This is a genomic window from Candidatus Curtissbacteria bacterium (assembly GCA_024654445.1).
Taxonomy (GTDB): Bacteria; Patescibacteriota; Microgenomatia; order Curtissbacterales; family GWA2-41-24; genus JANLHP01.
This window is the reverse complement of sequence record JANLHP010000014.1, coordinates 1-22,685: the sequence shown is the minus strand read 5'-3', so window position 1 is coordinate 22,685 and position 22,685 is coordinate 1. Positions and strand designations below refer to the sequence as shown.

Below are 22,685 nucleotides of genomic sequence, written 5' to 3'. Positions count from 1 at the left end.
GATAGTCGATGAACCATGAACAATAAACGAATTATCTTACATGTCGACTTAAACAGTTTCTTTGCAACTGCAGAGCAGCAAACAAATCCAATGCTTCGCGGAAAACCTATTGGGATCACAAAAGCTCAAGGCAGAACGTGTATTATCGCGGCTTCTGTCGAAGCCAAAAGAGCAGGAGTTTCTGGCGGGACGACTTATGAAGCAAAGAAAATCTGCCCGGAAATAACTTTTATTCCTGCAGATTTTAGCAAATATGCAGACATTACATACCGCTTTATCGACATTTGCAAAACGTATACTCCGCTTTGCGAGATTTTTTCTCTGGACGAGTGTTTTTTAGACGTTACAGAAACCGAAAAATTTTGGCCGCGCCCGCCACGCAACGCGAGTCTTGAACAAATAGCATGGTACGAAATGGGCGAGGCGTCACGAGACGATGCGGGCGGGGGCAACGCCTTTAACATAGCCTCCGAAATCAAGGACAGAATAAGGAGTGACATCGGCGACTACATGAGCTGTTCGATTGGCGTTTCAAATAGCAGGATTTTTGCCAAACTTGCATCTGGGCAGATCAAGCCCGACGGCCTCTTCTGGATAAATGAAGACAACATTCGCGATATACTCGATAAATCCCAACTGATGGACATTTGTGGTTTAGGTTACGGACTCCACCGGCACCTACAGACCTTAGGTATTAACAGTTTCCCAGAGCTAAGAACCAAATCTATGGAATTTTTATATAAAAACTTCGGGCCTTTTTGGTCAGTACATCTTTACAACATTTCAAGAGGTGTCGACACTTCCCCGGTGGTGCCCTTGAACGCGCTCGAAGATGCAAAAAGTATCGGCAGAACTTATACCACTCACAAAACCCTAACGTCGAAAACCGAAATACTAAAGCTTGTAAGGAATCTCTGCGAAGAAGCAGCAGGAAAAGCGCGTAAGATGGGGCTTTCGGGCAGATACGTTGGCCTTATGCTCCGGGGTGGAAGTCGGGACCCGGACAAAAATCAAGGATGGCTTGCAAGCAGAAACTGGGAAAAGTCTTGGTACGGTCACCGAACGCTAAAAGAATATCTCGATGACGGCGACAAGTTTTTTAAAATAGTAACCAACATATTTAATCAGTGGGATATCCCATCTGTCCGCTTTTGTGGAGTAACGTTGGGAATGTTAACCAAAACCAAAAATCTCACACTACCTCTCTTTCCACAAGACAGAAAAAAACAAAGGCTCACCTTAGCAACAGACAAGGTCAATGAGCGTTGGGGAGAATATACACTTTTCCCAGGACAACTTCTGGGAATGCCCCTCATCATGCCCGAAGTTAACGGTTACTTTGGCGATCGGAAATACCGTCTGGATTTTTTGCGCAAAGCCTAAAACTCCAAATCACAAATTCCAAAGCTCAAGATAATTCTAAATTCTTAATTCTCAATTTTTATTGAATTTCTAATGATCTAATTTTAAATAATTTAAAAATTTGAATATTGAGAATCGATTAGAAATTAAAAATTAGAAATTGTTTGATATTTGGTGCTTGAAAATAAGAGAGTTTATTCGAAGAAAGGCTTTGCCTATTTTTCTCAATAAGCTCGAAAAATTTGAATTTACCCATGAAGATTCCACCGTTGGCCGCCTTTAAAAGAAGGGGTCTTTACAAAGCACCCACGTAATTTGGTAAAATCTAAGAAATTCAAGAAAGGAGGAAAAATTTATGGACCCACAAGACGACCAAAATCAAAACAACGGTTCTGACGACTCAAACGGACAAGTTCCTGGTGGCGACGACAACGGTGGTGGAACACCAGTAAGCGGTGATGACAAACCAGCTGAAGGTGGAGACCACGAAGAGTCTCATCTCCCAGGATCTGGTGCAGACGAACTCCCAGTTGGAGACACCGGTCCTGCAGACGCAGACGGTGATACAGATGCTGACGGTGACGCCGACGGCAAAGCATCAGAAGACGGCCAAGCTGCCGCGTAAAGGAAATTCCACGATCTCATTTGACATTGGGCAAATACAATTTCTATGCTTAAGTTATAAGAGGTAGAAATTGACACTTGCCCAATTCAAGAAAAGGTCAAAAACATTAGGAATTTTCGCATTTTTGATAATTTATGGGGCGGGCTTTTATCAACTTGGTAAAAGCTCCAGCCTCGTAAATTTTATTAAAGTCAAAGGAGTTTCCACCAAACAAACTTCTTCCTTTTCGACACCGATCGAGTCCCCCGCTCCTTACGCCGACACTCAATCCGCAAAGATCCTTTCTTCTTTCGTAAAATTGTGCGCCAACACAGTTTACGGTTTTGAAATTTCTTACCCTAAAGATTGGTTCACTACTTACAACACCGAAGATCAAAAGTGTAACTTTTACGCGCCATATTCGTTTGTAGTCCCACAAGACCTCACAAACTTCACCTCGCCAATAAGAATAGAGGTCGTAAATCCCGAAGAATGGCAAACCACTTCTAAGTTTCATGAAAATCCTAACGACTTTTATAACGTAACTGGGCAAGAAGATTTAGAAGTCGGCGGCAGAATAGTTAAAAAAATTGAAGCAACAGCAACAGGCAAAGGTCAAGCCGCCAGAGGGTACGCGAGGACTACTTACCTGATTTTCGATCCGTTAAAGCCAATGATTGTTTCCTATAGCCAAACAGTAGAAGCAGAAAATGTTAAGGTGAACAAAAAGATAATTGAAGATGTCGTGTCTACAGTAAACTTTTTCTAAAGAATATCAACAGAATAAAGAAAAGGCCTCTCTTGCGAGAAGCCCCTTCCAGTTGCATACATTGCTGTATGCAGTTTGTTAACATTGCTGTTAACAAAAAGAAATATAATACTATTTTCTTCTTCTGTCAACAGGGCAAAATGGCAAAATCACCCTTTTGACATTTTAGGGTGCTAGATGGTCCGACAAAAATAAAGGGAATCAGTTTGACCTAAGAAAAAGGCCTCTCTTGCGAGAAGCCCCTTTCAGGTTGCCTATCTTGCGATAAGCAAAAAACATAGTAGCTCCGAAATTATCCATTGTCAATTACCCAAAATGAAGATAAATACGAAGAGTATCAAGGGTTGTAAAAGTATCACGAGTACCACGAGCAAGTGTTAAAATGAGCCCTTGATACCCGTGGTACCCTTCATTCACGTGGTACCTTTAATTGGTATGAAAACCGTTGACGGCCGAGACATCTATTCCATTTCCGAAGTAAATTATTTCGCCAAACAAACCTTAGAGCAGATGGTTTTTTGGGTTGAAGGTGAAATCTCTTCTTTTAAAAAGAACCCAAACTGGAGCTTCTATTATCTAGACATTAAAGACGGCAACTCTCTTCTACCATGCGTCTCCGAAGGTTTCACACTAAGGGATTTGGAAGACGAAGATCTCGTCGGCCAAAAGGTTCTTTTGTACGGAAATCTCACTCTTTACGAACCATTCGGCAAATACCAGTTTAGAATCACAAGAATCGAAAAAGCGGGAGACGGTTTACTGCAAAGAGAACTTGAGGAACTCATTAAAAAGCTTAAAGGTGAAGGACTTTTCGACCAGAAGTACAAAAAGGAAATCCCAAAATACCCCAAAAGAATTTGTGTAGTAACATCCGAAGGCTCTGACGCCTGGAACGATTTTAAACGCCACACGGTCGACAAATTCCCGATTATCGAACTTGCAACCGCAGACGTTAGAGTTCAAGGTCCAAAATCAATCCCCAGCCTGTTGAAAGTTTTACCTAGAGTAGACGATGAAAAATTCGATGTAATCGTAATTACTCGAGGCGGTGGATCGATCGAAGACTTGGCTGCTTTCAATGATGAAGAAGTAACCAGGGCAATATTTAAAATGCGAACACCGACAATCGTTGCGATTGGCCACGAAGCCAACGAGTCACTAGCCGAATGGGTTGCCGACAGACGCGCTTCCACGCCAACAGACGCCGCAAACATAGTTACGACCGGCTATAACAGCTGTTTAATTACACTCGAAAATCTTAAATACAAACTAAACTCAATCTCAACATATTATTTTTCCAAAAACTTTCAAAAACTCGACTACATTTTTTTGCAGCTCAACCAAACAAAGCTCAGCTTCAAAGATCTCCCGCATAGACTGGGTAGTGCGAGGGAATCCCTTAAGCGTCACGAAAAATACTTAATCGCGGACGCAGAAAATAGAGTCAAAGATCTTATGAAACAAATTCAGCGTGAGATTTACTTGCAGTTGGAAAGCAAAAAAAGCGAACTGCAAAACCTCAACAAATCTCTAAGTCTTCTTTCTCCAACCAATACTCTCACAAGGGGCTATTCGATAACTACTGACGCAAACGGGAAAATACTAAAAAGCACAAAGAGCGTTGTTGTCGGAGCGACAATTGGAGTAAAATTAGCAGACGGCAAGCTTAAATCCAAAGTGACGGAGAAAATATAATAGTATAATTTATTTCTGTCATCCTGAATCGGCATCGATAAAGGATCTATTATTAAAAAATGACCAAAGACTCATCTAATCCTAACTTTACCCAAGCGCTCGCCAGGCTCGAACAAATAGTGACCAGGCTCGAAGAACCCGATCTGGACCTCGAAGAAGGTCTGAAGCTATTGGAAGAAGGCGTAAAACTTCACAAACTCTGCCGGGACAAACTGACCGATGCAAACGTCAAAATAACGACTATACTAAAGGAAGATAATATAAAGGCAGAAGACTAAATGGCTGATCAAGAAATCGGAACGGTAACTCATTATTACGACAAAATAGGCGTCGCTGTAGTCAAGATGGAAAAGGGTGATTTGAAACTCGGCGACAGCGTGAAGCTTACAGACAAAACCGGCAAGAAATTCACCCAGACAGTCGATTCGATGCAAATTAAAAGGGCGGATATTGATATCGCCAAAGCCGGTGACGAATTCGGTCTAAAAACAACAAGGGACGTCAAACACAAGACAGCTATCTTGAAAGTTTAATGATTTTTGTCCTTCACGGAGACAACCCTCAAGCCACCGATGCCGGACTTCGCGAAATCCTTTCGGAAAATAAAGGCGCCCCAAAAACCTACATTAGCGCCAAAGACCAGCTGGATTTGCACCAACATTTATTTGGCGTCGACTTAATAGATCACCAAAAAGTTGTAATTGTCGAAGATTTTATCTCCAGTGCTAAAAAATTCCCAAAGGATTTTTTTGAAAATATACCCCAATCAACTCAGGCAATTTTTATCGAGCGCAAAAAACTTACTCCAGCCAAGCTCTCAAAACTTCCAAGAAATGCGCAAATTATAGAGTCAAAAAGAGAATCTGTTATTTTTGAATTCTTAGATAGTCTTTCCCCTGGTAACAAACGGCCCCTAAGTTTAATCAAGAAACTTGGCGAAGACGAAAAAAGTTTGTTTTGGAACCTGCAATCACGGCTTCTCTTGATGACTCTTGCCAAGATAAAGGTCACGAGCAGTGATGCGACAAGTATCACCAAAAGGCCAATTTTCGATTGGCAGTGGCAAAAAATTCAGCGGCAAGCAGATAGCTTTTCGCTCAAGTCTTTACTTTCCTTTTACTCTGCATCGCTCAAAGTAGATTTCATGATTAAAAATGGACGGACGGATTTAGACCAGGGAACACTCATTTCCGTACTGCTACTTAAATATCTTTCTCGTTAAATGTTAAGATTGAATTAAGGCTAAAGGCCCGCAGTCCTGAGCGAAGTCGAAGGACGAGGACCGCATGCCATGGCCCTGAGTAATCGAAGGGGCCCTATATATTCCTGCTCACACTTTGTGTCAGGAAAATCTGTCCATGGAAGAAATTGTTTGGTTTAAAGACGTTGATCGACACGACGGAGCACAAGTAGGAGGCAAAGGTGCCAATCTGGGCGAGCTTGCAAAAATCGGCGCCCCGGTACCCGACGGTTTTATTATTACCGCCGGCGCTTATTTTGAAACAATCAAAGAATCGGGTACGCTCGACCGAATCCGCGGAATACTTTACAACCTAAATGTCGAAGACCCGCTTTCTTTAGAAACGAAAGCCAATCAATGCCAGGAAGAGATTAAAAAAATCGAGCTTCCAAAATCTCTTGAGCAAAAAATATATAAATTCTACAAAAAACTTTCGGGTTCAAAAAACGCTTACGTTGCCGTTCGCTCTTCTGCAACCGCGGAAGACCTTCCCGAAGCATCTTTTGCGGGACAGCAATCGACTTTCCTTAACGTAAGAGGCAATCAAGAGCTTAAGCAAGCCGTCCTCGAAGCTTGGGCATCCCTTTTTGAAGCAAGAGCAATTTTCTATAGAGTTCAAAAAAATTTCGATCATTTCCAGGTTGGAATTGCGCTTCCGGTACAGCGGATGGTTGAATCCGAAGTTTCCGGAATAATGTTCACGGTCGATCCTGTAACTAACAACAAAAACACTGTGGTCATCGAAGCCATTTACGGCCTTGGCGAATTAATAGTAAGCGGCCAAAAAACACCCGACCACTACGAAGTAGACAAAAAGACCTTCAAAATCACAAACAAAAGTATCGTTTCCCAAGATGAGCAAATGGTTGTTGCTGCCAAAAAGAATAAAATAATTCCCATTTCACAAGCCCACAGAAAAGACCAGAAGTTGCCGGACGAAAAAATAGTAGAGCTTGCAAAAATCGGCCTTTCGATAGAAAAACATTACTATTTCCCTCAAGACATGGAGTGGGCATATGAAGCTGGAAAACTTTATCTGGTACAAACCCGCCCTGTCACTACTTTTAAAGAGAAAAAAGAAGAACCTAAGGAAGAAGTAAAAGAAGTAAATACCAAAGACGTACTCCTCCAGGGAGCCCCCGCTTCACCCGTTATCGGAACAGGAAGGGTAGTCATTATTAAGTCCCCCAAAGAACTCCAAAGGGTGCAGAAAGGCGACGTTCTGGTTACCGAAATGACCAATCCTGATTACGTCCCTGCGATGAAAAGAGCAATTGCAATCGTGACCGACAAAGGCGGCAGAACTTCCCACGCTGCCATAGTCTCTCGTGAGCTAGGGATAGCTTGCGTTGTAGGAACCCGAAACGCAACCCAAAAACTAAAAGAAGGGATGGTAGTTACTGTTGATGGTGCCAGAGGAATAGTCTCCAAAGGCAAAAGTCCCCAAGGCAAAAATATAGAACCAATAGCCGGAAAAAAACAGAAAGAATTGAAGGTAAAAACAGCCACCCACCTTCTAGTCAACTTGGCAGAACCCGGTCTGGCTGCAGAAATTGCCGCCAAAAACGTCGACGGCGTTGGGTTGCTTAGGGCGGAATTTATGCTAGCCGGAATTGGCACTCACCCCAAAAAATTTATCGAGGATAAAAGGCAAGACGAATTTGTAGAAAAACTCTCGACGCACCTTAACTCTTTCGGTCGTGCGTTTGGCAGTCGGCCGGTCATTTACAGAGCAAGTGATTTTAAATCCAACGAATACAAAAATCTCAAAGGCGGTGAAAAATTTGAACCCAAAGAGTCCAACCCGATGCTCGGTTATAGAGGAGCATTCAGATACATCAAAGACCCCGATACTTTCAAGTTAGAGCTCGAAGCAATTAAAAAATCAAGAGAAAAACACCGCAATCTCCACCTAATGATCCCATTTGTAAGAAGCCCAGGTGAGTTAAAAGACGTCCGTGCGCTCGTCGAAGAATCCGGCCTTTTCGAGGACCGTGATTTTAAATTTTTAATGATGGTCGAGATCCCCACCAACGTAATTCAACTCGAAGAGTTTATCAAAGTCGGAATCGACGGGGTGTCGATTGGCTCAAACGACCTAACCATGCTTTTACTGGGAACAGACCGTGATAACGAAGAAGTCGCAACCGAATTTTGGGAAATGGACCCCTCTGTCCTTTGGGCATTGGAAAGGGTTATCAAAACTTGCAACAAACACAAAATTACTTCCTCTATCTGCGGTCAAGCGCCATCTGTTTATCCAGAGCTGACAGAACTTCTAGTTAAGTGGGGCATAACTTCAATTTCAATTAACCCCGACAAGATTAACGCGACCAGGGAACTCATTTACGAAGCCGAGAAAAATCTTCTGAAAAAATAGTATGGCCAAGATAAAAGCAATCAGAGCACGCGAAATTCTTGATAGCCGTGGAAACCCTACCATCCAAACTACAATCGAACTCGACGACTCCTCGCACGGCACTTTCTCTTGCCCCTCAGGCGCGTCGGTCGGTTCTCATGAAGCTGTGGAAAAGAGAGATGGCGATCCCGCAAGATACAACGGCCGCGGCGTACTCCAGAATCTCGAAAGCATCGTCAAAGTGATTGCGCCCAAATTGCTTGGCCAAGACGCCAAAAACCAAGCAGAAATTGACCAAACGTTAATAGAAATTGATGGTACTCCAAATAAAGCGAATCTTGGCGCAAACACGATTCTTTCAGTTTCAGCAGCAGCACTCGTTGCCCAAGCTGCATCCGAAAAGATTCCTTTATTCCAATACGTAGCAGAAATAGCAACAACGCGCGATGTCGCGATTCCAACGCCAATGTTCAATATTCTAAATGGTGGAACCCATGCAAACTTTAATGTGGACATTCAGGAGTTTATGGTAGTTCCAATCGGCCAAAAAAATTATTCAGCCTGTCTGGAGGTGGCAACAGAAACTTACTTCAGCCTGCAATCACTCCTAAAAACCATGAACTTACCAATTTTGCTGGGTGATGAAGGAGGCTTTGCTCCACCTCTCTCTTCCAACAAACAAGCCCTCGATCTATTAAAAGAGGCTGCTTCTAAAAACCGCTCACAAGACCATCTTGATTTTGCCCTCGACGTTGCAGCTAGCAACCTAAGGCAACAAGATGGTTACAAAATCAAAGATTCCAATAAAACCCTTAACGCACCAGACTTTACGAAGTACTTGGAAGACCTTCTAGCTAATTTCCCAATTCATTCGATAGAAGATCCGTTCGACCAAGACGATTGGGTAAGCTGGCAAATTTTTACACAAAAAGTCGGATCCAAAACTTCAGTAATTGCCGACGACCTAACAACTACAAATAAAATACGACTCGAAAAGGCAATTTCTGAAAAAGCCGCCAACGCCATAATCATTAAACCCAATCAAATCGGAACGATAACCGAAACGCTCGAAGTCGTAAAAAGCGCAAAACAGGCTCAGTTCAAAATAATTGCGTCTCACAGATCCGGAGAAACAAATGACGACTTTATTGCCGATTTTGCAGTTGGAATTGGAGCAAGCTATGCAAAATTCGGCGCTCCAGCCCGGGGCGAAAGAGTCGCAAAGTACAACAGGCTACTTGAAATAGAGCACATACTTTCCAAGTGATCAGATTAAGCCGCAAACCAAAACCGTTAATTCTGTGTATTCTAGACGGCTGGGCGACAGCCGAAGATTCCCCAGGTAACGCTGTTATAAAAGCTAACCCAGTCAACTTTAACGGCCTATGGTTTTCTTACCCTCACACATTTCTTGAAACCGGCGGACAAGCCGTCGGCCTACCGGCAGGTGAAGTTGGAAACAGCGAAGTCGGTCATCAGAATTTAGGCGCCGGCAAAATAGTATTCCAGGATCTGTTGAAAATAAATCACGCTATTGCAAACGGAGATTTTGAAAATAACGAAGCACTCCTTGGAGCAATTGGGCATGCTAACAAAAACAATTCCAAAATTCATGTTATGGGACTCGTGGGATACGGGTCAGTACACAGCGACGTGGATCACCTTTTTGCAATCCTTACCTTCCTAAAAAAATCTGCCATCGATTCCAAAAGAATTAAGATTCACTTATTCACAGACGGCAGAGACAGCCCCCCTTCGTCTGCCAAAAATTACGTCACGCAGATCCAAAACAAGATAACTCAAGAAAGTCTTGGGGAAATATCGTCGATTATCGGCAGATATTTTGCAATGGACCGCGATAATCATTGGGAGAGAACTCAAAAGGCTTACGATTGCCTAACGGGTAAATCGCAAAACAAGTCGACCGACCCCATCCAGCTCATCGAAGACTCCTACCTTAAAGGCATCACCGACGAGTTTATAGAGCCAATAACAATTGAAAGGTCAGGAGAAGAACAAAGCGGATTTATAGAGAAAGGGGATTCAATAATCTTTTTCAACTACCGGCCAGACAGAGCAAGGCAACTTACAAAAAGCTTTGTGCTGGATAAATTCGACACCGTTACCACCACTTCCAAAGAACAGATAAAAACCTTTGACAGAGGATCCAAAATCCCAAACCTGTATTTTGCCACGATGACAAAATACGAAGATGGATTACCAGTTTCGGCAATAGCATTTGAAAAAGAAACCGTCGTAATGCCGCTTGCGCGTGTTTTCGCTGAACGGGGCCTGAGACAATTTCATATCGCGGAAACCGAAAAATATGCACACGTTACCTATTTCTTTAACGGCGGCAGGGAACCACCATACGCAGGCGAAGACAGACTTTTAGTGAATTCTCCTCGTGTGGCCTCTTACGACCAAAAACCTGAAATGGCAGCAATAGAGCTTACAAATGAAGTCGTAAAAAGAATCGAAAGCCGCGTTTATGATCTTATCGTTATCAACTTCGCAAATCCCGACATGGTTGCGCACACAGGCAACCTAGAAGCTGCAATAAGGGCTGTTCAAACGGTAGACAAGTGCTTGGCAACTCTTGCAAACGCTTCATTTTCCGCGGGAGGAGGAATAATAATAACTTCCGATCACGGTAACGCGGAACAGTTAATAAATCCTAAAACGGGCGCAATCGACACAGAGCACAATGAAAACCCCACGCCTTGCATTTTCGCCCTTCCAGAACTTAAAGGAAATACAACTCAGCTAAAACAAGGAATACTTGCAGACATTGCCCCAACAATCCTTACGATCCTAAATATTCCCAAGCCTCCACAGATGACCGGCCGCAATTTGCTACAATAGTCGCCAATATGGCAACTCAGGAAATCGAAATACCCGGACGAGTACCTGCTGCCGAATTAACAGATAGCCCGACAATCTTATTCGATGTCCAAACTGTTCCAGAAGGCGAACGACCCTTCGGTCTGGTGATAGACAATTCAACAGGTTCTTTCCAGATATTATTCAATAACCCAGAAAGAACAATGGTAGGTGGAGTATTAGACTCCGTCTCTCAAGCAGATAGGAGAGCTCAAGTCACACAAGCGTTTAAGGAGGTATTACTAAGGACATCCTTTTTAGGTCTTGAGACTATCGAAAAATCTGTGTTGAGAGAAAAATACGGACTTTCGAACCTTCCGCCAAAGAAAGATTTAGAAGTAGCATCAGCGCTTGGGCTTCAACATAGGGGTTATGTCTCGACAATTCACAGACACGCACTTGACAAGCTAGGACTTCTCGAAATTAACGACAGGCTCATTGCTTACAGGTCACAAAATTATGACATGCTAACGGAAACAGCAAGTTCTTTCGATGAACGAGAGGCCGTAGAAAGGGTTAGGTCGGGAGACCTCGACGCCTTTAGTGTCATCTACGAAACTCATTTCAATAGCATTCGCGGATTTCTTAGAAAAAGTTTGAAAGATCCTCAAATTGCCGACGACCTTGCCCATGAAGTTTTCATAAAGGCCTTAGAGAACCTCCCGGGATCAGACTTCTCATACCGAGGAGAAAGACAATTTAGGGCATGGCTTTTCCAAATTGCAAGACGCACAGTAATCAACCGTTTGAGAAAAAACTCAGTTCACGAGGTTCAAACCAACTTTGTAACAGACGGGCCTGCTCAGAACCGTCTAACAGAAGACCCAACATCTGTAGTAATTGAAGCAATATGGGTAGCCCAAGTTAGCAAATTGCTTTGGAAACTTGTCGATCACTTACCCACAGCGCAGCGAGAGGTTGTGCTTTGTCGGTTTGTCGAGGGATTAAGTGTAAAGGAAACTTCTGAAAAACTAGGCAAAGGAGAAGGTAATGTGAAAGTACTTCAACACAAAGGTGTGAGGCGATTAGGCGAAGCTCTTGGAGTTTCTAGATAAGAACGACAAGCTCGCCTTTTGGCCTCTTTTTTTCAAAGTGGGTCTTAATATCAGAAATTTTTGCGCGGACCAACTCTTCGTGCATCTTAGTTAACTCCCGTGCAACAACCATTTCAATATTTCCAAAAACTTCTTCTATCGCATCGAGAGTTTTGAGAAGTCTAAAAGGTGATTCAAAGGCAATAATAGTCAACTTTAAATCTTCTTTAGTTTTTTTCAACTTTTCAAGTAATTCTTTTTTCTTGCCTTCTTTCTTCGGTAAATAACCGACGAACAAAAATTTGTCTGGAGCAAGACCGGAAACAGTCAGGGCTATAATCGGCGACGAGGGACCTGGCAATGCTTCCACTATAAAACCTTCTTTAATCGCTTCTCTAACAATTTTATAACCAGGATCCGAAATCAATGGAGTTCCAGCGTCCGAAATCAGAGCTACGTCTCTTCCCTCTTTAAGTTCATTCAAGACATCTGCGACCTTTCTCTCTTCGTTAAAGTCGTTAACGCTAACAAGCTTTTTATCTATATCGTAATGACTAAGCAACTTACCGCCCACTCTTGTATCTTCACAGAAAATGATATCCACGCTTTTAAGAACCTCAAGCGCTCGGAGTGTGATGTCTTTTAGGTTCCCAATAGGTGTCGAAACTACATACAAAGTGGCCATAATATAGCGTTAATTGCAGCATCAAACAAAACTATTGTCAAGTTTGACACTAAGCTGATATTTATCCATATAATCAAGGTAGTGATAGGGAAAATTAAAAAACTTTACTCCAAGCTTGGTCCAGGCGTAATTACGGGTGCTTCCGACGACGACCCTTCTGGTATTGCCACTTATTCTCAGGCAGGAGCCCAAGCAGGCTTCGGCATGTTATGGACAGCACTGCTAACATTTCCACTTATGGCAGCAATTCAAGAAATGTGCGCCAGAATCGGAATAGTTACCGGCCATGGATTAACCGGAAACCTAAGAAATCACTTCCCGATTTGGGTTCTTTACCCCATAGCATTCTTAGTAGTTTTTGCCAACGTTATAAATATTGGTGCCAACATAGCGGGTATGGCAGCTTCGGCCAATCTCCTACTCCCTTTACCTCGATTTATTTGGGCAGTTCTGTTCACCTCTTTGATTATTCTGCTTATGGTGTTTGCCTCATATGCGACGATTGCACGCTATTTGAAATGGTTCGCTTTTGCCCTCTTCACGTATTTTGCCGTACCCTTTGTAATAGGTGTCGACTGGTACGAGGTTTTTATTCACACGATTGTGCCTAGCGTAGAGCTGAATCACAACACGATCGCCCTTTTTGTCGCTATTCTTGGAACCACTATTTCGCCCTACCTTTTCTTCTGGCAAACGTCTATGGAAGTTGAAAATAAAATGGAAGAAATGAAATCGAAAGTCACGAACAAGTGGATCGTCACCAAACACGAACTTAGGCTTATGGGTAAAGACGTGACACTTGGCATGTTCCTTTCCAACATTACGATGTGGTTCATCATCATAACAACCGCTGTGACTCTGGCACCCTTGGGAATTACCGAGATTGAATCCGCAGAACAAGCAGCTTCTGCCCTCAAACCAATCGCTGGCGATTTCGCCTATCTCCTTTTCGCAGCGGGAATAATAGGAACAGGTTTTCTGGCAATACCGGTTCTTGCCGGTTCTGCTTCTTACGTTCTTTCTGAAGTATTTGGCTGGAGAGAGGGGTTAGACCTACCTTTTAACAAGGCCAGGCAATTTTACATTGTAATCATACTTGCAACACTTGTAGGTCTCGCGATCAATTTTCTAGGGCTAAACCCGTTCAGAATGCTTATTTATACCGCAATAATCTATGGAGTTATGTCACCAGCACTAATTTTGGTCATATTGATACTTGCTAACAACAAAAAGGTTATGGGCGAACATACAAACAATTTTGTAACTAATGTTTTGGGAACAACAACTTTCGTTGTAATGACAACAGCAGCGGTTGCCTTTCTTTTTACTCTGCGCTAACACCCAAAGAATTTCTGCCCAAAACTCCTTAGGTGCAGCACAGAATTAACGAATAGACTACTCACGGCCTGAAGGCCGTGATATTTTGATTCTCGCCTCGCGAAACTAAAAGTTTCATCCGTCATCTTGAAAGCCGAGGGGTTTCGCTTGCTCGAAATAAATTATACTTTAGGTGTCAAATTACGTTAGGTGTAGCGTCTGATTACGCTCACCACTCTGCCCTGGATAGTGACATCCTTGGCATAAATTGGAGCCATCGTTGAATTTGCAGGTTCCAGCCTAATCCTTGTTGGTTCCTTGAAATATCGCTTCAGTGTAACAACCCCGTTGTTAATCATCGCAACCACGATATCACCATTTCGAGCTTCGTTTGTTTCTTCTACCACTACAAAGTCGCCGTCTAAAATCCCGTCTTCTATCATCGACTCGCCTTTAACCTGCAAAACGTAAGATCGCTTGTTTGAAGAAACCAAGTTTTGAGAAACGGCAAAAGTAGAATTTGGGTCTGTAAACGGCTCGATTGGGGAACCGGCAGCAATAAACCCTGCCATAGGAAGTTCGATCCCTTTGACAATCTTTCCAATCCGCTTGTCGACTAGCTCAATCCCGCGGGAAATTCCATTAGTCCTCTTGATCAAACCCTTTTTTTGAAGCGTTTCGAGATGCTCGTGAACCGTCGCCAGAGATTTGAGCTTAAACTCTTTCGCAATTTCTACCAAGGTAGGTGCGTGCCCATGCTCATCAATGTAATTATTGAGAAAGTCGAGTATTTCGCGCTGTCGTTTATACAAAATAGTAGCCATTACCGAAACTTTACCAAAGAAAACCCGAAGTGTCAATATGCCAACAATTCCTAATCATTCTCCTTGTAAGATCAGAGGCATCCTAAAGTACTGTCATTCTGGAGCGAAGCGATAGGATCTCCTCGTTTAGATTCCATCGGTCGTTTCACTCCCTCCAGAATGACGACGGAGAAGTTCTCAGATGATATAATTACTGTTTACGATGAAATTCCAACTAACTTCATCCTATAAACCAACGGGTGATCAGCCTCAAGCTATCGAGAAACTCGTACAAGGAATGGAAGGCGGCCTAAAGCACCAAACCTTGCTTGGAGTAACAGGTTCCGGTAAAACGTTCACAATCGCAAACGTTATCGAAAAAACCCAAAAGCCAACTCTTGTCATAACTCACAACAAAACGTTAGCAGCCCAGCTTTATCAGGAATTCCACGAATTCTTTCCAAAAAACTCCGTCAATTACTTTGTTTCCTACTACGACTACTATCAGCCGGAAGCCTACATGCCCACTACGGATACGTATATAGAAAAAGAAACCGAAGTCAACGAAGAAATCGACAGGCTCCGCTTAGCATCGACTACCGCGCTTGCTACCAGAAAAGATGTGATAGTTGTGGCTTCCGTTTCCGCAATCTACAACCTAGGATCTCCGGCCGAATATCAAAACTCCAGAATGGTTATCCAGAAAGAACAGGTTTGGTCTCGTGAAGATTTATTGCGAAACTTTGCAAAACTCCAGTACGAAAGGAACGACCTCGATTTCGCCAGAGGAACTTACAGAATTAGAGGAGAAAGCGTCGAAATTTTACCCGCGTATGAAAATAACGGCGTCAGGTTAAGCTTTTTAGGCGAAAAACTGGAAAAAATCGAGATCATTCATCCTGTAACTGGAGATACGATAGAAGTACTCGATTCTGTCGTCATTTATCCGGCCAAGCACTACGTTTCTTCCGACGAAAACACATTTGCCGCAATGGAGACTATCAAGCAAGAACTCCAGCAAAGGTTGCAAGAACTCAGGTCGCAAGGTAAGGAACTCGAAGCTCACAGACTAGAACAGCGCACAAACTACGACCTCGAGATGATGATGACTTTAGGCTACTGCAAGGGGATAGAAAACTATTCTCGTCACTTCGACGGCAGAAGTCCCGGTGACCCACCCTACAGTCTCCTCGAACACTATCCCAAAGACTTTTTGATAGTTTTAGACGAATCACATATGACTGTCCCGCAAATAAATGGCATGTATAACGGCGACCGCGCCCGAAAACAAATGCTCGTTGACTTTGGTTTCCGCTTACCATCAGCTTTCGACAACCGACCGTTAAAGTTCGAGGAATTCGCCAGAAAAATTAATCAGGTAATGTACACCTCTGCAACTCCGGCTAAATACGAACTCGACATTTCAAACCAAGTCGTCGAACAACTAATCAGGCCAACAGGTCTTATAGACCCTGAGATTTCGATAAGAAAATCGAAGGGCCAAATCGAAGATTTGATTTCAGAAATCGACAAACGAGCCCAAAAAGGCGAACGCACACTCGTCACCACACTCACCAAACGAATGGCCGAAGAACTTTCTAATTATTTAGAAGAAAAAGACGTCAAGGTCCAGTATCTGCATTCGGACGTCCTGACATTAGACAGAAGCGACATCTTGGACGACTTGCGGCTCGGCAAATACGACGTTTTAGTCGGTATTAACCTACTGAGAGAAGGATTAGATCTGCCCGAAGTATCACTCGTTGCTATACTCGATGCAGACAAAGAAGGATTCCTGCGCTCCGAAACATCCTTAATCCAGACAATGGGAAGAGCGGCACGTAATGTCGGCGGACAGGTAATTCTTTATGCCGACAATATTACAGGCTCGATGGAAAGAGCCATGAAAGAAGTCGAAAGACGAAGAAAAATTCAAAATGCTTACAACGAAGAACACGGAATTACACCAACAACGATCGATAAGCCAATTCGCGACAAATTAATCGAACGCGAAAAGATATACGAGGAGAAAAAACAAATCTACACAGATTCTGTGATTCAAGGAGCAATCGGCAGAGCCAAAGAAGGATCTCTGCTACCTGACGACAAGCAAAAACTCATGAGAGTTCTTAACCGTGAGATGAAAGACGCCGCCCGCATCCTCGACTTCGAAAAAGCCGCAATTTTGCGAGATCAAATATTAAATCTCAAAAGCCAAAACGCAAATCCATGAACGAAAGACATTTTTAAGAACTTACGACTGCATTTAAAGACGGCATGTTCTGCATAGGCTCAGCTTCTGTCGGTATAACTACTGCCTTATTTTATTTCAGTGAGGCATACAACGGAGAATCTAACCACCTTTACATTGTCCTGAGCTTAGCCGCAACCGGCACAGCCGTAATTAGGTTTAGGCAAGTTGCAAGTAGATACGCACAGCCTGATCTGTATGAGGCCCCACCAACCCATACCAAGTTTCGAAACCCATCCATTATTACCATAGAAAACTTGGAACAACTCCAAAACCCCAGGACAATTATTCGACCTGACCTTACATACAATGCAAGTTCAAACAGAAAGTTCAGGCCTACTCGGGGTCCGGACACTTGTCTTTCTCCCTCATGGAGTAATCCCTCGGGATCAGTTCAGGCTTCCGGATCAGACTCCAGAGCCTGACGCTTAGCGCTCTCATAACCCTTGCCCCACTATTGCATTCGGTGATACAATTTTAAGTTCCTAAATTCGCTGTCATCCTGGAGCGAAGCGATAGGATCTAGATTCTATCGGTCATTTCATTCCCTCCAGAATGACAGCAAGAGGAGAATTTATCATGGATAAAATCATCATCAAAGGAGCAAGAGAACATAATCTTAAGAATATTAATGTCGAGCTCCCTAAAAATAAATTAATCGTCTTTACTGGCATTTCGGGTTCGGGTAAATCGTCTCTCGCCTTCGACACAATTTACGCCGAGGGTCAGCGTCGATATGTCGAATCATTGTCTTCCTATGCCCGACAATTCCTTGGCGTTATGGATAAACCGGACGTCGACTCCATTGAAGGCCTTTCGCCTGCAATCTCTATCGACCAAAAATCGACTTCTCACAATCCTCGCTCAACTGTCGGCACCGTAACAGAAATATACGATTACCTCAGGCTTTTATTCGCTCGAATTGGTCATCCACATTGTCCAATCTGTGGTCGCGAAATTTCTCATCAGTCTCCTCAACAAATAACTGACGAAATCCAAAAGCTGGAAGTAAAAGACAAAGGTCCTGCGACTCGTGTTCTTATACTGGCTCCAATTGTCAAAGACAGGAAAGGGGAGTTCAAAGACCTTTTTAAAGACGTAGCCAAAAGGGGATACAGACAAGTCAGGGTCGACGGACAAATTAAAGACATAGACGAAGATTTTGTGCTCATCAAAACGAACAAACATTCAATCGAAGTCGTAATCGACAGACTTACGATTCCTGCTGAAAAAAGTAGACTTTCCCAATCCGTCGAGCAAGCTCTAGCGCTCGGAGAAGGAACAGTCATTGTTTCCGAAATTCTAGATAAGTCTTTCGACATCCCCCAATACCCACAACAAATGAAAGATCACCTGTTTTCTGAAAAATTTGCGTGTCCTCAAGATAATATCTCTTTGCCAGAAATCGAACCTCGTTCGTTCTCGTTCAATTCTCCCCATGGTGCTTGTCCTGCCTGTAACGGTCTTGGGACAATCAGAAAAGTCGACCCAGCTCTCATTCTAAACCCCAATCTTTCAATCGCCGAAGGCGCAATCCTTCCGTGGGCAAGAATAGTCCAAACAGACTCATGGTCGTGGAGAGTATTAGAACAAGCGTGCCGCGAAAATGGAGTATCACTCGACAAGCCAACAGGTGAACTTCCTAAAGAAAAACTCGACCTCGTCCTTTACGGTAACCAAAACAAAAACTTCAAGGTTAAAGGCTTGAACAGACTAGGCAAGCTCGTCTCCTGGAACACGTCTTTCGAAGGCGTCATTACAAATCTTGAAAGACGCTACTCTCAAACAGAATCCGATTATGTAAGAAAGGAAATCGAAAAGTTCATGAGGATAGACACGTGCGATGTGTGTAAGGGAACCAGGCTTAAACCCGAAGCGCTTTCAATCACTATTGACGAAAAGTCGATAGCCGAGATAGCAGATCAAGCTATCGTTGATCTTTCCTTCTGGCTAAAGAAAGTCTCGGATGCTTCTGCAACATTGCTTAACGACCGCGAAAAGACAATTGCCAAATCCATATTAAAAGAGCTCGTTTTAAGAACCCAATTCCTTTTAGACGTCGGACTTGAATACCTAACAATCAGCAGAACCGCCAATACGCTAGCAGGCGGAGAAGCCCAAAGAATCCGCCTGGCAAGCCAAATAGGTTCAGGACTCTCGGGTGTACTTTACGTTTTAGATGAACCTTCGATCGGCTTGCATCAAAGGGACAACAACCGACTAATTACCACCTTAAAACGCTTAAGAGACCTTCAAAACACCGTTGTGGTTGTAGAACACGACCGTGACATGATGCTCGAATCCGACGAAATTCTCGATTTTGGTCCGGCGGCGGGCGGACACGGCGGACACGTCGTTTCTCAAGGGACTCCCAGCCACATAATGAAGGACCCAAAATCTTTAACCGGAAAATATCTTTCCGGGAAAAAGAAAGTCGAAGTTTATGTTTCCCCAGAAGAAGTAAGGCACGAGATCTTAAGTAATACTCGGCCATTTCAAAAAGCTCGAGTAACAAACGGCAATACTAAAAAACTGACCTTAATTGGTGCCAAAGAACACAATCTCAAAAACATAGACGTAGAGTTTCCGCTTGGAAAATTTGTTTGTGTAACCGGCGTTTCCGGTTCCGGAAAATCCACGCTTATTCACGACATTTTGTATAAAGCCTTGGCAGGTGAAATCTACAGATCCCGTCAAAAAGCAGGGGAGCACGAAGGACTAATGGGGCACGACGAGCTCGACAAGGTAATTTTAATTGACCAGTCGCCAATCGGAAGAACTCCAAGAAGCAACCCCGCAACCTACACTGGCGCCTTCACTTATATAAGAGATCTTTTCGCCAAAACCACAGACGCCAGAATCCGGGGCTACAAACCCGGTAGATTCTCCTTCAACGTCAAGGGTGGAAGATGTGAAGCGTGCGAAGGAGAAGGTCAGGTTAAAATCGAAATGCAGTTTTTGCCGGATGTCTACGTGGACTGTGAGGTTTGCGGCGGTAAAAGGTACAACGACGAAGCGCTCGAAATTCATTACAAAAATAAAAACATTTCGGAAGTTCTAGACATGACGGTTGAAGAAACGTTAAAATTTTTCGAGAACATCCCAACTATTACATCTAAAATGCAAACGATCTACGACGTCGGTCTGGGGTATATTCGTTTGGGCCAACCTGCACCTACCTTATCCGGCGGTGAAGCTCAGCGAGTCAAACTCGCAACAGAACTCAGCAAACGATCAACTGGTAAAACCCTATATATCTTGGACGAGCCTACAACCGGTCTTCACTTCGCAGACATTGAGAGATTACTCCTTATCCTAAAAAGACTTGTCGCTCAGGGAAATACGGTAATCATCATCGAACACAACCTAGACGTTATTAAAAACACGGATTGGATTATCGACCTGGGACCCGAAGGTGGGGCCGGCGGGGGACAAATAGTAGCAACTGGAACCCCTCAAGAAATAGCCAAAGTTAAAAATTCATACACTGGCCAGTTTTTGGCAAAGGAACTATTATAAAACCAGTCTTGAGCTTGTCGAAAGATCAATTTCTCGCAAAAGAACTATAGTAATAAGTTTAAGGAAGGAGACCTTTCGAGGGCTCAAGGATCTCACCTTAACTTTGTATCAGAGCAATCAAGGTGCCACCTTGATACACCGGAAGACCAAAACCCGCCACTCATTCGACTCGTCGCTAACACTCCTCGCTCAGGACCAGCGACTTGATACCAAATAGAAAATACTAGATACTGTTTCTATGCGAAAACTTGCCCTCCTTGTCGTATCTTTTCTCACTCTAATTTTCACTCTGCCTGCACTTCCAACCAACGTTCACGCCGAGGGTGAATTTCAAACGGACTATAAAGTTTCGTACGCGGTCGACCAAACCGGCAAAACTAACGTCGCTCAGGAAATTACTCTCAAAAACAAAACAGTCAATGTTTACGCGGACAGGTTTGAACTCAAAATCGGCTCAACCAAAGTCGAGAACGTTAAAGCCAGCGACTCCACCGGACCAATGGAAACCGAAGTAAAATTTGAAAACAACGTTACTGCAATTGCAGTTAAATTTAACCAGCGAGTAATAGGAATGGATAAAACCCTCGCCTGGAACCTTACTTATACATCGAACGAGCTAGCCAGTAAATCCGGCCAAATCTGGGAAATTTCGATTCCAAAGGTCGCGGATTCTCAAGACATCGGTACCTACGACGCGACTGTTACCGTTCCAGCATCGTTTGGCGACATAGCTTTTTCCGCTCCCGACCCGAAAGAGACAACTACAAGCAGAGGGGGCATAGAATTCAAATTCAACAAAGATCAGCTGACCAAATCTGGTATCGCGATGTCATTTGGGGAAAAGCAGATCTTTTCGTTCACGCTGAATTACTACCTTAAGAACAACAACCTAACAACGCAAATTCAAGAAATTGCTTTGCCGCCAGACAATAATTACCAACGCATCGTGCTTGAAAATATCGACCCCAAGCCAATGACAGTAGTCGTAGACGACGACGGTAATTTCTTGGCAAGATACAGGCTAACACCCAAGCAAGAATTAAATGTAGCAGCAACAGGCGCAGTCGAAGTTTTTAGTAAACCCTTTAGAAATATCTACAGGCAGCTCACCCCAGAAGAAAAAATTATATACACCCAAACTCAAAAGTACTGGGAAACAGACAACGCCTTTGTGATAGACAAAGCCAAAGAGCTAAAAACACCCGAAGAAATTTATAAATTCGTCTCAACTTATTTAAGTTATAGCAACAATAGACTTGCCCATCAGCCCATACAAAGGATGGGGGCAGCCCTGGCAGTTACTGATCCTCAAAACGCAATCTGCATGGAATTTACCGATCTATTCATCGCAATAGCAAGAAGCGCCGGTATCCCAGCAAGAGAAGTGGAAGGGTTTGCCCACACTCAAAACGAGCGCCTAAGGCCAATTTCACTCGCCCTTACAGACGGAGACATACTCCACGCATGGCCAGAATACTGGGACGATACCAAGGGTTGGGTTCAAGTAGATCCTACGTGGGGCTCAACATCCGGAGGACTCGATTACTTCAATAAGCTTGATTTTAACCATATTACCTTCGTCCAAAGAGGAGCGTCCTCAACATCGCCGTATCCCGCCGGTTCACACAAGAAACCATCAGACACTGGCAAAAAGAGTGTGTTTGTAAATTTTGCCGAAGAACTGCCACAACCATCTCAAAGCTCCGAAGTTAGGCTTATGATGCCCGACAAAGTAATCGCAGGCGTTCCAGTAAGAGCGATTGCACAGATTGTTAATACTGGCCAAGTATCTGTAATGGGAGAAGAGGTAAGACTAGAGACAAATTTAACCAAAAGTGCAAGCTATAACTCTAAAATATATATACTTCCACCATTTGCTAAATCAGACGCAACTTACGATCTTATAGCAAGAGGATTTCTGACAAGAGATACTAGGCAAATAAGCGTTATGTTTGCCGGAAACACGGTCACCAAGGAAGTGCAAGTCGTGCCTATCTATTACGTCTTTCTCTCCAGGGGCTTTTTAATAAGCGCTACAACCACACTCGGCGTTATCGTACTCGGCTTTGTTCTCTATAGACGACTCCACAGGTATAGAAAGCCCCCTTCCCTGGAATCCCTCTAAATCACAGAGCTTGGAACGCTTGTATTCAAGGTGAGATCC

At 43.5% G+C, this 22,685-nt stretch carries 17 protein-coding genes; 15 read left to right on the top strand and 2 right to left on the bottom strand.

From position 1 onward, the window contains the following. Window positions 1-15: 15 nt before the first annotated feature. From NUV69_01810 to NUV69_01760, 11 genes are all read left to right on the top strand, one after another. A complete protein-coding gene (locus NUV69_01810; GenBank protein MCR4324402.1) occupies window positions 16-1,383 on the top strand; it encodes a DNA polymerase IV in 1,368 nt (455 codons plus the stop codon). Window positions 1,384-1,717: 334 nt separating this feature from the next. Next, window positions 1,718-1,987 (top strand): hypothetical protein, encoded by a 270-nt coding sequence (locus NUV69_01805; GenBank protein ID MCR4324401.1) that lies wholly within the window; start codon window positions 1,718-1,720, stop codon window positions 1,985-1,987. 70 nt (window positions 1,988-2,057) lie between these two features. Beyond that, window positions 2,058-2,735 (top strand): hypothetical protein, encoded by a 678-nt coding sequence (locus tag NUV69_01800; GenBank protein ID MCR4324400.1) that lies wholly within the window; start codon window positions 2,058-2,060, stop codon window positions 2,733-2,735. 435 nt (window positions 2,736-3,170) lie between these two features. After that, a complete protein-coding gene (gene xseA / locus NUV69_01795; GenBank protein MCR4324399.1) occupies window positions 3,171-4,430 on the top strand; it encodes an exodeoxyribonuclease VII large subunit in 1,260 nt (419 codons plus the stop codon). 59 nt (window positions 4,431-4,489) lie between these two features. Then, on the top strand, window positions 4,490-4,708 hold the full coding sequence (gene xseB, locus NUV69_01790) for an exodeoxyribonuclease VII small subunit (GenBank protein ID MCR4324398.1): 219 nt from the start codon (window positions 4,490-4,492) through the stop codon (window positions 4,706-4,708). Further along, window positions 4,709-4,963 carry a hypothetical protein gene (locus NUV69_01785; GenBank protein ID MCR4324397.1) on the top strand — a complete coding sequence of 85 codons (255 nt, stop codon included), beginning with the start codon at window positions 4,709-4,711 and terminating at the stop codon, window positions 4,961-4,963. Then, window positions 4,963-5,652: a hypothetical protein gene (locus tag NUV69_01780; GenBank protein MCR4324396.1), complete on the top strand. Its 690-nt coding sequence runs from the start codon at window positions 4,963-4,965 to the stop codon at window positions 5,650-5,652. Before NUV69_01785 ends, NUV69_01780 begins: the two co-directional genes overlap by 1 nt. A gap of 136 nt (window positions 5,653-5,788) precedes the next feature. Next, a complete protein-coding gene (gene ppsA, locus NUV69_01775) occupies window positions 5,789-8,050 on the top strand; it encodes a phosphoenolpyruvate synthase (GenBank protein MCR4324395.1) in 2,262 nt (753 codons plus the stop codon). A 1-nt stretch (window position 8,051) separates the two neighbouring features. After that, entirely contained in the window at window positions 8,052-9,296 is a 1,245-nt protein-coding gene (eno, locus tag NUV69_01770; protein MCR4324394.1) for a phosphopyruvate hydratase, read from the top strand. Next, a complete protein-coding gene (gene gpmI, locus NUV69_01765; protein ID MCR4324393.1) occupies window positions 9,293-10,894 on the top strand; it encodes a 2,3-bisphosphoglycerate-independent phosphoglycerate mutase in 1,602 nt (533 codons plus the stop codon). The genes eno and gpmI overlap by 4 nt, the downstream gene beginning before the upstream one ends. Before the next feature lie 8 nt (window positions 10,895-10,902). Then, window positions 10,903-11,967 carry a sigma-70 family RNA polymerase sigma factor gene (locus tag NUV69_01760; GenBank protein MCR4324392.1) on the top strand — a complete coding sequence of 355 codons (1,065 nt, stop codon included), beginning with the start codon at window positions 10,903-10,905 and terminating at the stop codon, window positions 11,965-11,967. Here the strand turns inward: NUV69_01760 and rsmI are convergent. Continuing rightward, window positions 11,960-12,631 (bottom strand): 16S rRNA (cytidine(1402)-2'-O)-methyltransferase, encoded by a 672-nt coding sequence (gene rsmI / locus NUV69_01755; GenBank protein MCR4324391.1) that lies wholly within the window; start codon window positions 12,629-12,631, stop codon window positions 11,960-11,962. The two genes, NUV69_01760 and rsmI, sit on opposite strands and share 8 nt — an antisense overlap. Window positions 12,632-12,712: 81 nt before the next feature. On the opposite strand from rsmI, the gene NUV69_01750 reads away from it, so the two are divergent. Then, window positions 12,713-13,969, top strand: a complete 1,257-nt coding sequence (locus tag NUV69_01750; protein ID MCR4324390.1) for a divalent metal cation transporter — start codon at window positions 12,713-12,715, stop codon at window positions 13,967-13,969. A gap of 185 nt (window positions 13,970-14,154) precedes the next feature. On the opposite strand, the gene lexA is transcribed toward NUV69_01750, so the two are convergent. Further along, window positions 14,155-14,772: a transcriptional repressor LexA gene (lexA, locus tag NUV69_01745; GenBank protein MCR4324389.1), complete on the bottom strand. Its 618-nt coding sequence runs from the start codon at window positions 14,770-14,772 to the stop codon at window positions 14,155-14,157. 202 nt (window positions 14,773-14,974) lie between these two features. Between lexA and uvrB the strand changes: the two genes are divergently transcribed. The 3 genes from uvrB (at window position 14,975) to NUV69_01730 (ending at window position 22,646) form a co-directional block, all read left to right on the top strand. Next, window positions 14,975-16,984, top strand: coding sequence for an excinuclease ABC subunit UvrB (gene uvrB, locus NUV69_01740; protein ID MCR4324388.1), 2,010 nt, complete (start codon window positions 14,975-14,977; stop codon window positions 16,982-16,984). A gap of 573 nt (window positions 16,985-17,557) precedes the next feature. Continuing rightward, a complete protein-coding gene (gene uvrA, locus NUV69_01735) occupies window positions 17,558-20,521 on the top strand; it encodes an excinuclease ABC subunit UvrA (GenBank protein MCR4324387.1) in 2,964 nt (987 codons plus the stop codon). A 238-nt stretch (window positions 20,522-20,759) separates the two neighbouring features. Further along, window positions 20,760-22,646 carry a transglutaminase domain-containing protein gene (locus tag NUV69_01730; GenBank protein MCR4324386.1) on the top strand — a complete coding sequence of 629 codons (1,887 nt, stop codon included), beginning with the start codon at window positions 20,760-20,762 and terminating at the stop codon, window positions 22,644-22,646. Window positions 22,647-22,685: the final 39 nt, after the last annotated feature.

Excerpts from the sequence above, each read along its gene's own strand:
- NUV69_01805 (MCR4324401.1), top strand. The coding sequence starts at position 1,718 with ATGGACCCACAAGACGACCAAAATCAAAACAACGGTTCTGACGACTCA.
- NUV69_01780 (MCR4324396.1), top strand. The coding sequence starts at position 4,963 with ATGATTTTTGTCCTTCACGGAGACAACCCTCAAGCCACCGATGCCGGA.
- NUV69_01760 (MCR4324392.1), top strand. The coding sequence starts at position 10,903 with ATGGCAACTCAGGAAATCGAAATACCCGGACGAGTACCTGCTGCCGAA.
- NUV69_01730 (MCR4324386.1), top strand. The coding sequence starts at position 20,760 with ATGCGAAAACTTGCCCTCCTTGTCGTATCTTTTCTCACTCTAATTTTC.
- NUV69_01785 (MCR4324397.1), top strand. The coding sequence starts at position 4,709 with ATGGCTGATCAAGAAATCGGAACGGTAACTCATTATTACGACAAAATA.
- ppsA (MCR4324395.1), top strand. The coding sequence starts at position 5,789 with ATGGAAGAAATTGTTTGGTTTAAAGACGTTGATCGACACGACGGAGCA.
- xseA (MCR4324399.1), top strand. The coding sequence starts at position 3,171 with ATGAAAACCGTTGACGGCCGAGACATCTATTCCATTTCCGAAGTAAAT.
- uvrB (MCR4324388.1), top strand. The coding sequence starts at position 14,975 with ATGAAATTCCAACTAACTTCATCCTATAAACCAACGGGTGATCAGCCT.
- lexA (MCR4324389.1), bottom strand. The coding sequence starts at position 14,772 with ATGGCTACTATTTTGTATAAACGACAGCGCGAAATACTCGACTTTCTC.
- uvrA (MCR4324387.1), top strand. The coding sequence starts at position 17,558 with ATGACAGCAAGAGGAGAATTTATCATGGATAAAATCATCATCAAAGGA.
- xseB (MCR4324398.1), top strand. The coding sequence starts at position 4,490 with ATGACCAAAGACTCATCTAATCCTAACTTTACCCAAGCGCTCGCCAGG.
- rsmI (MCR4324391.1), bottom strand. The coding sequence starts at position 12,631 with ATGGCCACTTTGTATGTAGTTTCGACACCTATTGGGAACCTAAAAGAC.
- NUV69_01810 (MCR4324402.1), top strand. The coding sequence starts at position 16 with ATGAACAATAAACGAATTATCTTACATGTCGACTTAAACAGTTTCTTT.
- eno (MCR4324394.1), top strand. The coding sequence starts at position 8,052 with ATGGCCAAGATAAAAGCAATCAGAGCACGCGAAATTCTTGATAGCCGT.